This window comes from Listeria rocourtiae subsp. hofi, from assembly GCF_963575615.1.
GTDB lineage: Bacteria > Bacillota > Bacilli > Lactobacillales > Listeriaceae > Listeria_A > Listeria_A hofi.
In genome coordinates, this window is record NZ_CAUYTL010000003.1 from 30,433 (window position 1) to 45,605 (window position 15,173).

General features: G+C 40.7%; 14 protein-coding genes. 8 read left to right on the plus strand and 6 right to left on the minus strand.

Going from position 1 to position 15,173, the window contains the following annotated elements:
- The first annotated feature begins 5 nt into the window (after nucleotides 1-5).
- Nucleotides 6-872 carry a LysR family transcriptional regulator gene (locus tag R8925_RS02680; RefSeq protein ID WP_430534383.1) on the plus strand — a complete coding sequence of 289 codons (867 nt, stop codon included), beginning with the start codon at nucleotides 6-8 and terminating at the stop codon, nucleotides 870-872.
- Nucleotides 873-966: 94 nt separating this feature from the next.
- Entirely contained in the window at nucleotides 967-1,236 is a 270-nt protein-coding gene (gene rpsN / locus R8925_RS02685) for a 30S ribosomal protein S14 (protein ID WP_430534384.1), read from the plus strand.
- 40 nt (nucleotides 1,237-1,276) lie between these two features.
- On the opposite strand, the gene dhaM is transcribed toward rpsN, so the two are convergent.
- The 3 genes from dhaM to dhaK are packed head-to-tail and all read right to left on the minus strand — an operon-like array spanning nucleotide 1,277 to nucleotide 3,254.
- Entirely contained in the window at nucleotides 1,277-1,651 is a 375-nt protein-coding gene (gene dhaM / locus R8925_RS02690; RefSeq protein ID WP_430534385.1) for a dihydroxyacetone kinase phosphoryl donor subunit DhaM, read from the minus strand.
- Nucleotides 1,651-2,250: a dihydroxyacetone kinase subunit DhaL gene (gene dhaL, locus R8925_RS02695; protein WP_430534386.1), complete on the minus strand. Its 600-nt coding sequence runs from the start codon at nucleotides 2,248-2,250 to the stop codon at nucleotides 1,651-1,653. The genes dhaM and dhaL overlap by 1 nt, the downstream gene beginning before the upstream one ends.
- Nucleotides 2,251-2,261: 11 nt before the next feature.
- Entirely contained in the window at nucleotides 2,262-3,254 is a 993-nt protein-coding gene (gene dhaK / locus R8925_RS02700; protein ID WP_430534387.1) for a dihydroxyacetone kinase subunit DhaK, read from the minus strand.
- 108 nt (nucleotides 3,255-3,362) lie between these two features.
- Here dhaK and R8925_RS02705 point away from each other — a divergent pair, with 108 nt between their 5' ends.
- The 4 genes from R8925_RS02705 to R8925_RS02720 all read left to right on the plus strand — a co-directional run bounded on the left by R8925_RS02705 (nucleotide 3,363) and on the right by R8925_RS02720 (nucleotide 10,419).
- Nucleotides 3,363-4,727 carry an aminotransferase class I/II-fold pyridoxal phosphate-dependent enzyme gene (locus R8925_RS02705; RefSeq protein WP_430534388.1) on the plus strand — a complete coding sequence of 455 codons (1,365 nt, stop codon included), beginning with the start codon at nucleotides 3,363-3,365 and terminating at the stop codon, nucleotides 4,725-4,727.
- Nucleotides 4,728-4,917: 190 nt separating this feature from the next.
- Nucleotides 4,918-9,222 carry an LPXTG cell wall anchor domain-containing protein gene (locus R8925_RS02710; protein WP_430534389.1) on the plus strand — a complete coding sequence of 1,435 codons (4,305 nt, stop codon included), beginning with the start codon at nucleotides 4,918-4,920 and terminating at the stop codon, nucleotides 9,220-9,222.
- A gap of 128 nt (nucleotides 9,223-9,350) precedes the next feature.
- Nucleotides 9,351-9,977, plus strand: coding sequence for a dTMP kinase (tmk, locus tag R8925_RS02715; protein WP_430534390.1), 627 nt, complete (start codon nucleotides 9,351-9,353; stop codon nucleotides 9,975-9,977).
- Nucleotides 9,978-10,089: 112 nt separating this feature from the next.
- Nucleotides 10,090-10,419 (plus strand): cyclic-di-AMP receptor, encoded by a 330-nt coding sequence (locus tag R8925_RS02720; RefSeq protein WP_036074151.1) that lies wholly within the window; start codon nucleotides 10,090-10,092, stop codon nucleotides 10,417-10,419.
- 36 nt (nucleotides 10,420-10,455) lie between these two features.
- On the opposite strand, the gene R8925_RS02725 is transcribed toward R8925_RS02720, so the two are convergent.
- Nucleotides 10,456-12,075: a PucR family transcriptional regulator gene (locus R8925_RS02725; protein ID WP_430534391.1), complete on the minus strand. Its 1,620-nt coding sequence runs from the start codon at nucleotides 12,073-12,075 to the stop codon at nucleotides 10,456-10,458.
- 311 nt (nucleotides 12,076-12,386) lie between these two features.
- Here R8925_RS02725 and R8925_RS02730 point away from each other — a divergent pair, with 311 nt between their 5' ends.
- A complete protein-coding gene (locus R8925_RS02730; protein WP_430534392.1) occupies nucleotides 12,387-13,598 on the plus strand; it encodes a pyridoxal-phosphate-dependent aminotransferase family protein in 1,212 nt (403 codons plus the stop codon).
- A gap of 97 nt (nucleotides 13,599-13,695) precedes the next feature.
- Nucleotides 13,696-14,412: a Fic family protein gene (locus R8925_RS02735; RefSeq protein ID WP_430534393.1), complete on the plus strand. Its 717-nt coding sequence runs from the start codon at nucleotides 13,696-13,698 to the stop codon at nucleotides 14,410-14,412.
- A 33-nt stretch (nucleotides 14,413-14,445) separates the two neighbouring features.
- Here R8925_RS02735 and R8925_RS02740 read toward each other — a convergent pair whose 3' ends face one another.
- Together R8925_RS02740 and R8925_RS02745 are read right to left on the minus strand one after the other, a co-directional pair.
- The gene (locus R8925_RS02740) at nucleotides 14,446-14,796 is read right to left on the minus strand and encodes a DUF1700 domain-containing protein (RefSeq protein ID WP_430534394.1); all 351 of its coding nucleotides are present in this window, start codon (nucleotides 14,794-14,796) and stop codon (nucleotides 14,446-14,448) included.
- Complete coding sequence (locus tag R8925_RS02745; protein WP_430534395.1) at nucleotides 14,783-15,118, minus strand: PadR family transcriptional regulator; 336 nt, start codon at nucleotides 15,116-15,118, stop codon at nucleotides 14,783-14,785. The genes R8925_RS02740 and R8925_RS02745 overlap by 14 nt, the downstream gene beginning before the upstream one ends.
- Nucleotides 15,119-15,173: the final 55 nt, after the last annotated feature.

Consider the following 15,173-nt stretch of genomic DNA (forward strand, 5'->3'; position numbering starts at 1 on the left):
GTCCTATGGAATTTCGAGTGTTGAAGTATTTTTTAGCAGTAGCAAGAGAAAAAAACATTAGCAAAGCCGCGAAAAGCCTACATCTTTCTCAACCAACATTATCAAAGCAGTTAAAAGAGTTAGAAGAAGAACTTGGCGTTATGCTTTTTGAGCGAGGAAACAGAGAAATTAGTTTGACAGAAGAAGGTGTTTTTTTATTAAGTAAAGCTAGCGAGATACTGAGTTTAGTGGAGAAGACGACACTGAATTTACAGAAAGAGGAAATAGTTGCTGGGGAAGTCTATATCGGTGGTGGCGAAACAAGAGCAATGTCATTAATAGCTAAAATAGCAAAGCGTATGGTGGAGCAGTATCCTAATATAAAAATTCGTCTGTTTAGCGGAAATGCAGATGATGTTATGGCTAAACTAGATAATGGATTGCTAGATTTTGGTGTAATTGTGAATCCAGCGAATAAGCAAAAATATGATCATATTGCTCTGCCACAAATTGATGTTTGGGGATTGCTAGTGAGGCGTGATCATTTTTTAGCGCATAAGAAAGTTGTTTTGCCAGCGGATTTAATAGATATCCCGCTATTAATTTCTCAACAAAGCCTTGTAAGCCAGCAAATTTCTGAATGGTTTGGAAAGAGTTTGGAAGAACTTCATATTGTAGGTAGCTATAACCTGCTATACAATGCGTCATTGATGGTAGAACAAGGAGTTGGAGTGGCTTTCTGTATCGATGGAATAATTAATACGGTGGGCACAGATTTGATATTTGTCCCTCTAAAACCGAAACTAGAGGCATCATTAAGTATGATTTGGAAAAAGAATCATCCAATGTCCATTGCGGCGACTAAGTTTTTGGAAAAGTTAAAAGCTGAGTAATTTCGTCAAGCTCAGTTTTTCTTGCTTTATCCGATTAGTAGGAGTATACTTGTTAAATCGTAATGATTACTATTTATGAGGAGGAGGGAAGAAGATGGCTAAAAAATCTAAAATAGCAAAAGCAACAAAACAGCGTCAACTAATTGCTCAATATGCTGATATAAGGCGAGAACTAAAGGCAAATGGCGACATGGAAGCGTTGAATAAACTACCAAAAGATTCAAATCCGATTCGTTATAAAAATCGTGATTTAACAGATGGCAGACCACGTGCTTATATGCGTAAGTTTGCGATGTCGCGAATTACATTTCGTGAATTAGCACATAAAGGACAAATTCCTGGCGTGAAGAAAGCAAGTTGGTGAAATAAGAAATGCCCCGCGTAATAGTCACGCGAGGCATTTCTTATTTCACAATAATTGTCTCCAAATTCTTATTAATGACAGCGATACTTTCATCCATTTGAAGTTGTGCAGCGGTAGCATAGGCGCCCTCCAGGATGGGAACGTCAAACAAGAGGATTTCTTTATCGGATATTTCCATGATTGTCTCGATGTTCATTTTGGCGCTACCGAGATCATAGAAAGCGTAAATGTGATCAGCCTCATTAGTTTCAAAAGCAGTGCTCACTTTCTCAAAACTTGTGCCAATTTTGCCATCATCAGTTCCGCCAGCATGCGTGATTGCAACGTCACGTGCGACTTCCTGAATAATTTGGTGAACGCTGTACGCGAGATCTGCGGAATGCGAAATGATTACAATACCATACTTCTTCACCATTAGCTGATTCCCTCCTGAGCAAGTAGAGCTTGGAAAAGTAGTGCGGATGAGTATGCGCCTGGATCGAGATGGCCAATTGAGCGCTCACCAAGATATGCAGCACGGCCTTTTGTTGCTTTTAAGTCTTTCGTTTTTTGGAGAGCGGCTTCGATGACATCACCAGTTAATTCGTCTTGGCGCAATGCATGGATAACCGGTTCCCAAACATCAATCATCGTTTTTTCACCAGCATGAGACTTGCCGCGATGTTCAATCCCAGCAAGTCCAGCTTCGAGTGCTTCAATCAGTTCGGTTTCGCTTAGTGTTTCTGTATCGGTTGCTTTGCTAATAGCAAGAAAAGCACTGCCATAAAGTGGTCCCGACGCTCCACCAACTTTGCTAAGTATTGTCATACCAGCCGTTTTGAACGTTTCTTTTACGCTGGTTGGCTCTTTTTCAGTTAGCACTTTTTGCAGTTCGGTGAGGCCACGAGCCATGTTGATACCATGATCCCCATCACCAATCGCTTGATCCAAATCGCTGAGCAGTTGCTTATTTTTGATGACACGATCACTGAAATCTGCCAGCCACCGAATCGCCCATTTTGTATCATAAGTCATCGAAACCCCTCCTATTTCCACGAACTAGTAACAACTGGATAGTTCAACATATCAAGCCATTTTTCGTCGCTTAATTTCAAAATTGTCAAGGATAGACCGTTCATATCAAGCGATGTCATAAAGTCACCAACAAACGTTTTTACAATAGGAATCCCGTGTGCCACAATGATTTTATGCACGTCGTTAGCAAAAATATACTGTTCCATAAGTGGTGTTGCGCCCATACCATTTATAAGAACGGCGATTTTGTCATCTGATCCAAGAATGAGTTCTGCGTTAATGCGAGCAAAAAGTAAATTCGCGAGTTCATGAGAGGTCATCACTTGTTCTCGACTAGAACCTGGCCCACCATGAATACCAACACCGACTTCAATCTCATTATCTGGTAATTCAAAGCCGCGATGCCCAACTTCGGGAACCGTCCCAGCGGATAAGGCAGCACCAATCGATTTGACAGAAGCTACGACTTTTTCACCGAGAGCTTGGAGTTCGGACAGTGACGCACCGGCTTCTGCAGCTGCGCCAACGATTTTGTGAACAAAGATGGTTCCTGCCACGCCGCGCCGCCCAACTGTAAATGAACTATCTTCCACCGCGATATCATCATTGACGAGCACAGATGCAACACTAATGTTTTCTGCCTCCGCAAGCTCTGCCGCCATTTCGAAATTCATCACATCACCCGTATAATTTTTTACAATAAGAAGCACGCCTTTTCCTTGATCCGCAGCTTTAATTCCTTCTAAAATTTGATCAGGAGTTGGCGATGTAAAAACGTCACCACAAACTGCTGCGCTAAGCATTCCTTTGCCAACATAGCCAGCATGTGCAGGTTCGTGTCCAGAGCCACCACCGCTTATAAGTCCAACTTTTCCGAGGCGTTTGTCATGACGAGCAATGACACGCGTTCCTTTAACACGATAAACAAGATCACTATGCGCTTTGACGAAGCCCTCTACCATTTGCTCCACGGCTTGGTCCACTTCATTTAGAATCTTTTTCATTTTTGCTGTCTCCTCCTTGCTTTTAGTTACTATATATTTAAATTTCCCTGATGGTGGGAGATTAAACGTTTGTGATACAATGGATAGGATAAGGTTGGAGGGATTTAGATGCAAAATAAGATGCCGATAGTGGATGCGTTGAAGCAGCATATAGGGAACACTTCTTTACACGTACCAGGACATAAAAATGGGTTATTATTTCCCGGGAAATACCGTGAAGTTTTGCAACATGATCTTACTGAAATTTCAGGATTGGATGATCTGCATCACCCAGAAGGCGCTATATTGGAGGCGCAACAATTACTTGCAGAATGCTACAACACTGAGCGTAGTTACATGTTGGTGAATGGTTCAACAGTTGGGAACTTGGCGATGATTTTGGGAACTTGTAAACGGGGAGATACGGTGATTGTATCACGGGATTGTCATAAGTCGGTGATGCATGCGCTGGATTTAGCAGGAGTCAACGCGATTTATTTAGCAACACGAAAAGAAGAACAGACGGGAACTGCGAGTGGAATTGAAGTTTCATTATTACGTGAAGCATTACAAATAGAGAAGGTTCGCGCAGTCGTTTTTACGTATCCTAGTTATTATGGTTTCGGTTTTGACTTGGCAGAATGCATCCAGATATGTCGAGAATTTGGCGCACTAGTACTGGTTGACGAAGCACACGGCGCCCATTTTCAAACGGATTCGCTTCTTTTTCCAACTTCTGCAATTGAACTCGGCGCTGATGTTGTCGTCCATTCAGCGCATAAAACACTTCCTGCACTAACGATGGGATCTTATTTACATATACCAAAATGGCGAGAGGAGCTAGCAGAAATTCCGCGCTATTTGCAAATGCTACAGTCCAGTAGCCCATCCTATTTAATAATGGCATCGCTCGATTATGCCCGTCATTACGTGGCAAATTATGGAGAACAAGATACCAAAGCGTTTCTAAAAATACGCACAAGTTGGCAAGAATGGCTAGAGCGTAGCGGACTGACTGTTATTACACCGGATGATCCACTTAAACTCATTGTTCAAAAAAATCGCATATCAGGCTTCGCGCTACAAGAAGTATTAGAAAACGAAGGATATTTTGCAGAGCTGGCGGATGCCAAACAAGTGCTATTGACTTTGCCACTAATCAAAAATGGTATGGAGTTCTCTACTCCTAGGAAATTAATAAAGTGGGATACCGCTCTATTCGGTGGGATGCCTAAATCAATTCAAATAGAAATTCCTTCAATAACGCGACTCTCAGCCAATGGTGCAACTAGCCAAAGCTACTTTGAAACTTTTGAAAACTTGATTGGTAAAATAGCAGCAGAAATGGTTATCCCGTATCCGCCGGGGATTCCTATTCTTCTTGTTGGTGAGCAAATTACAAAGCAACATATTGAAGCGTTGCATACTATCAAGCAGTATCATTATCAGGGTGGTGAACAATTGCATAAAGATAAGCTACGAATTTTTATGTAGCGAGTAGGAGTTTTCTTTGCGATATATTAAAAAGAGCTCCTATTTGCTCATTGTTCACAAATTCTTCACATCAAATCGCTCTAAACAACAAAACAGGGTATTCACGCTATCCTCTCTATCTATTATAGTAGAATCTAAGGAAACTTAATAAGTAACCTAAAGACATTTAAAGAAAAGAGGAAAACAAAACATGAATAAAGTTGCAGTCCCTGTCATTGATTTTTGTCTAGGGATAAGTTCATTAGTATCACCTAATCAAGCACAGGCCATCGAAAACACAAGCACAGGTTTAGAGAGTAGACTAGCTATTAGTGGTAAACTTATTGATAGTCCATATTCCATCAAGGTTCCAACTAAGAAAGACCCATTACTTTTCATTCCGAACGAATACTCCTTTTTCCCGAGATTTACATCGGATACTCAAGTGAGTTATGTAGTTGGCGGTACAACAAAGGCACTACCAGCGAATGATATTATTTTTCAACCAAGTAATGTGACTAAGGGTGTGGAAAATACCTACATGGAGGCAACAAAAGTGGGTATTTATAATTCTAGATGGGTCGACCTTCGACTAATCCCACTTGAATTAACGTCACCAATTACAGTGGGGCACACGTCAAATAATTTCCTTAGGTTCACTAACACAGGAACAACATCTGATCCAATTATTAAAATTCAGTACTTAGACCACGAAACCAAGCAGCCTATCAATGTATCTGGATTTTTCACTTATACAGATATAGATAATGCAGAAAGTTTGAAAATTTTTAAAGAAAGCCAATTGAAAAATATTTATGTTATGGAAAAAAGTACGCTGAACTATAGTGACGATGATACATCGACTTCCATCACATCTGCTGGTGTTGCAACCGATGAAACAATTAAGGAAAGCTGGGGATCCTTCATATATGGGCCGACAGATCACATTGTCATGGCACCACGAGCTACTGGAACTAGCGTTATGGGATATATCGGTAAGTCACTTGTACCTATCGAGGTTCCAAAACCACAATTCATTGCAGATGAGGCAACCTCTAATCTTGAGGACAATCAAGTAGAGTACACGACAATTCAAGAAGTACCTTATCGCGACACAGAGGACTTAGAGAAAAAGTTGGTAATTAAGAATACATTAAAGAATATTTTGGATATAAAAACGGCCAAAATTACAGATATTTCGGGGCAAGATGCAACATCATTATTTAACATTACTATCGATCAGGCTACTAATACAGTAACGGCAACAGCGACAGCAGCCGCGCTTAAAAACCCTAATTTTTATACAAGTAGTTATGTATTGAGGGTAACGGCAGATCTAAAAGAAGATGCCGATTATCAATCTTATCTGAAGAATAAGTATTTGGAAATTCCAGCAAATTCACAAACAGAACTGGAAGCACTGACTTTAACAAGTGAAGAAGCTACTGCTAAAATCAGAATTTTTGATGCGCCAGTTTTACAAGCTAGTGATCTTCATGCAATAGCAGGTTCCAAAGCAACAGATTTTAATTGGCTAAACACTGTATCGGCGTTGGATGAAGTAGATGGTGATGTCACGAAGAATATTAGCGTTGACTATAGTGCAGTGAACTTCAACAAAGAAGGGGAATATCCAGTCACTTATTCGATTACAAATAGCAAAAATAAAACAGCGAATAAAATTGTGACTATGACGATTTCAGCTGATGCCCCAGTTATTGAAGCGAACGATCTTGATATCATCGCAGGAACTGATGCCAGCGCAATTTCATGGTATACAGGCGTCAGTGCAACAGATAAAGTGGATGGTGATTTGAGTAACGACCTTACTGTTGATTATAGTGCAGTTAATTTCAATAAGGAAGGCGACTATCCAGTTGTTTACAGCGTTAAAAATAGTAATAATAAATTTTTGACAAAAACCATAACAGCCCACGTCACAGCAGATTTACCAGTTATCACAGCGCAAGATATCAGTGTTATCGCAGGAACAAAAGCAACAGACGTTCCATGGTATCAAAATACATCTGCTACAGATAAAGCGGATGGCGATATTAGTACGAATTTGACAGTTGATTATAGTAAAGTGAACTTCAACAAAGAAGGACAATATCCAGTCACATATACTGTAACAAATACAAATAATAAGACTACAACAAAAACAGTTCAAGTAACTGTCACAGCAGATTTACCAATCATTCAAGCCGTTGATATGCAACTTCAAGCTGGAACAAAAGCAGATGAAGTTTCATGGTATCAAGATGTCAATGCAACAGACAAAGCAGACGGAAATCTAAGCACAGCTGTAACCGCTGATTATAGTGCTGTTAATTTTAACAAAGAAGGCACTTATCCAGTTGTATACACCGTGACAAACAGTAATAATAAAACAAGCTCTGTCACAGTTACAATCACAATCACAGCAGATGCACCAACGATACAAGCTACAAACCTAGATGCACTAGCTGGCACAAAATCAACAGACATCGCTTGGCACCAAGGTGTTTTGGCGTCCGACAAAGCAGATGGAGATATTAGCACGGATGTAAAAGTAGATTACAGCCAAGTCAATTTTAGCAAAGAAGGTAATTATCCAGTCGTATATACTGTAACGAACAGCAATAAGAAAACGACGAGCAAAACAGTCAACATGAGTATCACTGCTGAAAATCCAGTGCTTCAAGCGACAAATCTAACAACAATTGCAGGAATAAACGCTAATGAAATTGCTTGGTATCAAAACACATCAGCTGAAGATCGCGTAGACGGTGACATTAGTGCAAATATCAGTGTCGATTACAGCGCAGTCAACTTCAAAAAAGAAGGCAGTTATCCGGTTATTTACAGTATCAAAAACAGCAACAATAAAACAACAACAAAAACAGTCAATATCACGGTAACCGCTGAGAAACCAGCCTTGCAAGCGAGCAATCTAGATATTCTTGCAGGAACAAAAGCCGAGGATACTCTGTGGTACGAAAGCGTAACGGCTCTTGATAAAGCAGATGGAGATATCACCAAAGATGTGACCGTTGATTACTCAAAAGTGCAGTTTAAGAAAGAAGGTAGCTACCCAATCACATACACTGTAACTAACAGCAACGGAAAAACCTCTACAACCACAGTAAACGTACAAGTAACCGCTAAGAATCCAATTTTAGAAGCAACAGATCTGGATGTTATTGCAGGAACCGATGCATTAGATATTCCGTGGTATCGTGGAGTTTCCGCTGAGGATTTGGCAGATGGAGACATCAGTGCTGATATCACAGTGAATTACGACAATGTGAACTTCAAAAAAGAAGGCAGTTATCCAGCCACATACAGTGTGACAAATAGTAATGGCAAAATGACAACTGCAACAATCAATGTACTCGTAACTGCTGAGAATCCTGTCCTTCACGCAAACAACCTGGCAATAATTGCAGGAACAAAAGCCGAAGACACTACATGGTTCAATAACGTGACGGCTGAGGACAAAGCAGATGGGAACATCAATGACGAGATCAAAATAGATTACAGCGCTGTGGACTTTAATAAAGAGGGTAATTATCCAGCCACGTATAGCGTTACAAACAGTAATAATAAAACAACAACACAAACAGTAAATGTACAAGTAACTGCTGAAAATCCAGTTATCGAAGCTAGCGATATCAGCGTTCTGGCAGGCTCAACAAGCGAAGACTATCCATGGTTCCAGAACATTGTGGCAACTGATAAAGTAGACGGCGACATTTCGCAACTCGTATCCGTTGATTACAGTAGCGTAGATTTTAACAAAGAAGGTAATTATCCAGTCACATACACCGTGAAAAATAGTAATGACAAAGAAACTAGCGTTACGATTAACCTTCAAGTCACAGCTGAAAATCCAGTTATCGCGGCGGTCAATAAATCTATTTTGGCAGGAACAAAAGCGGATGATATCGATTGGCTCGCAGATGTTTTTGCAACTGATAAAGTAGATGGTGACCTGAGCTCTGATGTAACCGTTGACTATTCCAATGTAGAATTCAATAAAGAAGGCGTATATCCGATTTACTACACCGTGACAAACAGTAATGGCAAAACAACTGTCCAAACTGCCCAAATCGATGTGACGGCGGAAATGGCGATTCTTGAAGCGGAAAATTTGATTGTTATGCAAGGCGTGACAGAAGATAACGTTGGGTGGTTAGAAAAGGCACATGCACAAGATACCGTTGATGGTGATATCACAGATAAAATCACTTATGACGCGAGCCAAACAGACCTGACAAAAGCGGGCAATTACCCAGTTACGTACAGCGTGACAAATAGCAATAACAAAACAACAACAATAATAGTAAACCTTCAAGTTATTGCACCGCAGCCAGTACCAGCGCAACCAGAACCAAAGCAACCAGAAGTAAAACAACCAAGCATCAAAAAAGCACTACCTAAAACTGGCGATACATCTAATATGCTGTATGCACTTCTCGGATCAGCATTCATCCTGATTGGAGCACTGCTACAAAGACGACGCAAACACGACTAAGCATTTAATTAATAGAGGTAAGGAATCATATTTAGATTTCTTGCCTCTATTTTCATATAAATATAAGCGTTTTGCGTCAGTTCATGTTATGCTTATGATTAAGAAAATGAATAAGGATGGTAACAAAAATGAACGGTATTTTTATCACACTAGAAGGTCCAGATGGATCAGGAAAAACAACGGTCGGTGCACGCTTAGCAGAACGATTAGAAGAAGCTGGAATCCAATTTATCAAAACGAGAGAACCCGGAGGTAGCAAAATTTCCGATGTTGTACGCGAGATTTTCCTGAATGATCTTGATAGTAGGATGGATGCAAAAACCGAAGCCTTGCTGATTGCTGGTGCGAGACGCCAACACGTCGTAGAACTCATTCGCCCAGCGCTCAAAGAAGGGAAGCTAGTTTTGTGTGATCGTTTTATTGATAGTTCACTTGCTTATCAAGGTGTTGGACGCGATATTGGGATTGATGAAGTTTTGAAAATTAATCAATTTGCTGTAGAAACAACGATGCCAGATGTAACGTATTATTTAGACGTTCCAGCAGATGTTGGCTTGGCGCGAATCGCTGCCAATAAAGGCCGGGAAGTCAACCGTCTTGACATGGAAGACGTGACATTCCACAATAAGGTTCAAGTAGGCTATGAAACCGTACGCGACATGTTTCCAGAGCGGATTGAAATTATTGATGCGACAAGAACAATTGATGAAATCGTGACAGATATTTTTGAGCGAATCCAAGCGCGACTAGGCTGACATCGTTTGTTACATACGTCAGTTAGACGCACAGCACACGAGGTTTTATTAGTAAAGTTTTCTAGGGAATTCTGGTATAATAAAGAAAAACTCTATAAGGGGATGGAAAATGATGAAACTTATTTTTGCGATTGTTCAAGATCAAGATAGCAACCGCCTATCCGACGCTCTAACGGATGCCAATTTCCGTGCCACAAAATTAGCATCAACAGGTGGCTTTCTAAAAGCAGGAAATACAACCTTTATCATAGGTGTAGAGGACAAACAAGTAGATACCGCACTTGAAATCATTAAAAATAACTGCAAAGCTCGTGAGCAAATTATGAGTCCTGCAGCATCACTTGGTGTGACGGTAGATACTTATGTGCCATACCCGATAGAAGTTCAAGTCGGTGGTGCAACGGTGTTTGTAATGCCAGTTGATCAGTTTCAACAATTTTAAATTAAATAGGAAAAAGGTTGAGCAGAAAGCATCTGCTCAACCTTTTTTATCCGACAACAGCAACGCTAACCGTAGTTTTAAAGAAAAATCCGCATGCGTAATCGGATGATCTAACAATGACGTACATTTCGCAATTCGATATTTCACTGTATTCCGATGAATATAAAGCTGCTTCGCCGTCTCCGTAATCTCACATTGACAACTCAGATACACTTGCAATGTCCGCCGTAACTCCTGATGCATCTCATTTTGCGGGTAGGCCAGTGTCTTCAACGTAAACAAACAAAAATGCTGAATCTGCTCCACCGGAATAAACTGCATCAACTCCATAATACCTTTCGACTCATAAAAATGCACAAACGAATGATAGTGGTCCTTCTCACTTTGCCGGTATGTATCCACAGCCTCCATGTAAGAATAATGAATGGAAGCAGTCTCATACACTTCATTCCCTGCTGCAAAAGAAATAGAAATCGGGAACAATCGATCAAGCGCTGTTTGAATTGCAACTAATCTTGCTTTCAACTCTGCCTCCTGTTGTTGCAATAAGATGATAAACTTATCCTCTGTCGGATGTGGAAATATTAACGCATTCTCAAAATTTCGATGCAATTCTCGCTCCAACCATTCATATGTTAATGAGTAAATTTCTTCTTGTAATGTCAGGTTTTTCAAAGCCATAGAACTTTCATCGATTCCAGCTACCAAACACCGATAATAATCTGAGGGTAACAACCCGTAACCTTTCCCATAATCTAATAAATTTCGGGTGTACTCCGCGTCATCATCTCCCTTTTGCAACAATTTCGTGAAAAATTTTCCACGTAATGTTCTGTTACCTTCCGCCAACTTCTGATTTTTATAAATCGTAAATGAGATAATCGTATTTGCTTGTTCAATCGCGAGCTGTGAGAAGGGGTACGGAATTTGATCCGCCTTCAAAATCACCAGAAAATAAGGATAGTACGTCGTCACTTTCACTGGAAACACCGAAATCAACAGCGTATCATCTTCCAGTAAAAACGTCATTTCACTTGTAAGCTCCGGTGTCTTTTTCAACTTCTCCTGAATATCATCCAGTGTTCTGGCATAGCTCGTCTGTTTAAAATGTTGTGTACTCGCCACAACCTCTAAAAAGGGATTAATCAAAACTACTGGTCGCTTCAAAATTCCGCCTAGATTCTGAATCAGTGACTGAAGCGACGCGCCCTTAATCATCATTTTTGAAAATTTTTGCTGAATATCAATCGCATAATGAAACTTTTCCGTCTGATGATCCCAAATATAAGACAACAGCTGGTGCGAAATCGTGCCCAGCGTTACCGTAAGTGGAATTCGCAAAATCGGAAAACCTAAGCGATTCGCCGTCTCAATCACCATGGGGTCTAATTTATCAATAAAGCGGCCCAGCTTAATCCCTAGCCCCGCGGCTGGCAAACGATGCAAATCTTCAATCAATTTACAAAGTGCTTCCGGATCATTCTGAAAAGCCATAGCAGTCGTGAGCAAAAAAGTGTTTTTAGGTAGGTAGGCAACAATATCAGGCGTTTCCGAAATTTCAATCGTATCCACTGTATTTTCCAAATTAGCCTCTGCATTAATTACTTCTATATTAGAAAACCTTGGCGTTAGTAGCAGTTCGGACATCGTTGTCATAGAAAAACTCCTTTCATTGGCAAGCCAACAAGCATCGTACAAACCAAAGCATGCTGTATCTCCTCAATTGTACTATATATTGATCCTATTTGTCGTTAGAAAATACTGTCTACTATGTACAAAACGCCTCCGTCTTTTCGTGCTAATTAACCAATGTTTCCAGTTTAGAATTATCTTAAAATAAAGACAGAAACATAGCTATTGTGGCGGTCGGTCAATGGAGAGTGTATGATGAATTCCCAAGTAATGTTGTGAATGAATATACATAAACGGCCAACCGCTCTTTTTTTATAACGGAGGAGGAACATAATATGGTAAAAGAACTACAAGCATCGATTCGGACAATCATGACTCCCGGCCCAGTTGAAGCCGAACCGCGTGTATTAAGAGCAATGAGCACACCAATTCTAGGACAATATGATCCAGAATTCTTCGCAATGATGAACGACGTAACCGACCTTTTAAAAATGCCGTTCCAAACTGAAAACGAATGGGCGCTAGCAGTTGATGGAACAGCGCGCGCAGGACTCGAAGCAGCCGTTTGCGGCATTATTGAACCAGGTGATAAAGTACTCGTACCATCATTTGGCCGTTTTGGATTTTTAATGGCAGAGCTTGCCCAGCGTGCTGGCGCGCAAGTTAAAATCGTTGAGCAAGAATGGGGTACTATTTTTGACCCTAAAACAGTTATTGATGAGATTAAAGCCTTTAATCCGAAAATGCTTATCATGGTTCACGGCGAAACGTCCACAGGCCAAATGCAAGATTTGAAGGAGATTGGTTTATTCTGTAAAGAAAATGATGTCTTATTTATGGTCGATGCAGTAGCAACATTCACGGGAGCAGACTTTCAAACAGATGCTTGGGGTGTTGATATCGCTGTTGCAGGAACACAGAAATGTCTCAGCGTTCCAACTGGAATGGCACCATTAACCTACAATGCAAAAGTCGAAAAAATCCTTTCGTCCCGTTACCAAATTGAATTAGGCTTAACAAAAGATGTTCGAAATGACCGCTTCATTTCGAGTAATTACTTAGATCTCAGCCAAATTCAGCAATACTGGGGTCCTAAACATATTAATCACCATACAGAAATGACGTCGATGATTTACGCTTTACGTGAAGGTTTACGAATCGTGCACGAGGAAGGCCTAGAGAATCGATTTGCTCGTCATCGTAAGCATGAAAAAGCGATGATGACTGGTTTGAACGCTATGGGCTTGACACTGTTCGGTGATATGTCTAGCAAAATGCCAACCGTAACGTGTGTTAATATCCCAGAAGGTCTTGATGGGGAAGCGGTTCGCTCAACATTACTTCACCATTACGGCGTCGAAATTGCGAGCTCATTCGGCTCTCTTGCCGGCAAGATTTGGCGAATCGGGAACATGGGCTTTAGCAGTCGTAAAGAGAACGTTCTGCATACATTGAATGCGCTAGAAGCCTCGATCACATTCCACGGCGGCAAAATCGCAAAAGGCGAAGCAGCACAAGCCGCGTTGAAATTTTATAGTGAGAATTAAATACGAAGACAAATCCCTGCTTGAGAGAGTGGGGATTTTTACTTTGGTAGCGCAAACCGTTATAATTGAGTGAAAGTATAGGAGGTTGAACCCAATCATGAGGAGAACACTGTCAAATGAGTATTTACAAGATGTACTGGTCCGATTAGCCCATCACTCTAGCGCGATAGAAGGTAATACGATTTCTTTGGCGGATACGGTATCAATTATTATTCATAACAAAGTAACAGGAAGCGGCTACGACCTGCGCGAAATATATGAAATTAAGAACCATGAGCAGACCTTTGAGTATATGTTGGAGCAATTAGAAGAGTCGGCACCAATCAGCATATCATTAATAAAAGCCATTCACGCTAATCTCACTGACAAACTACAGTACGATAGAGGTGAATTCAAAACTGGTGAGAATGCCATTTTAGGAGCTGATTTTCAAACGACTAGCCCAGCAGAAACGCCAATTTTAATGCAACAATGGGTAGATAATCTTAATTATCGGCTAGCGCAGGATTCATCAGATGAGAAATTGCGAGCTATCGTGGAGAGTCATCTTGCTTTTGAACGAATTCATCCATTTAGCGATGGAAACGGTAGGACGGTGCGAATGCTCATGAACTATGCGCTACTTGAAAATGATTTTCCACCACTTACCATACGTGCAGAGGAGCGAGCGGAGTATATGAGTTATTTGGCAAATCAAGATACGGATGCTTTTCTTGCATTTGTCCAACAAAAATTAGAAGAAGAAAGCGCTCGTGCCAAACGTTTTCAGAACAGTGAAGATCAAAGAATAACAAAAAATAGAAACGTAGATTGATTTTTTCAGGTAATCAGTCCACGTTTCTATTTTTTAATCCAATGCATCCAGGAGTATCATCAAAATGATAAAGCACATGCCTGCGATTAGCACGATTTTAAATGTGGATATTCGCTTTTGAGTAGGCTCTTCCGCTCGAACAGGCGCAGGCTTCTGAATAATTGGCGCTTGCTCCCGCTTAGGCTCCACAACATCGCCATGCACATACTGCTCAATAATATCACTCGGATGGCCTAACAATGCAATCGCTTCCGCCTCCGAAACTCCATTTTCCAAACTTACCGCAATATGTTCATCCAAATCCTTGATAATGCTATCACGCTCATCCGCAGGCAAAGAACGGAGACCGTGCTGTAATGTTTCAAAAAAATCAATTCTGTTCATGTGGATTTATCTCCTTTCTTAATGCCGCGATGCTTGCCGTGAATGCATCCCATTCTTGCAACGTTTCCTTCAAAAAAATCCGACCTTGATGTGTAATATGATAATATTTCCGTTGTGGCCCAGACGGCGATTCCACCGTATACGTCGCGCAATACCCATCCTTCACAAGCCGGCGCAAAAGTGGATAAAGCGTACTTTCCGTGATTGGTATATGTTTTTTTATTTGTTGCGTCAAGTCGTAGCCATAAAAATCATCCGTCTGCAAAATGTAAAGTACACACATATCCAGTGCGCCTTTTCGAAACTGCGTCGTTACGCTCATATTTGGCCTCCAATAAATCATAATTACTATTAAGTATACCAGCAACGAAGCAAAA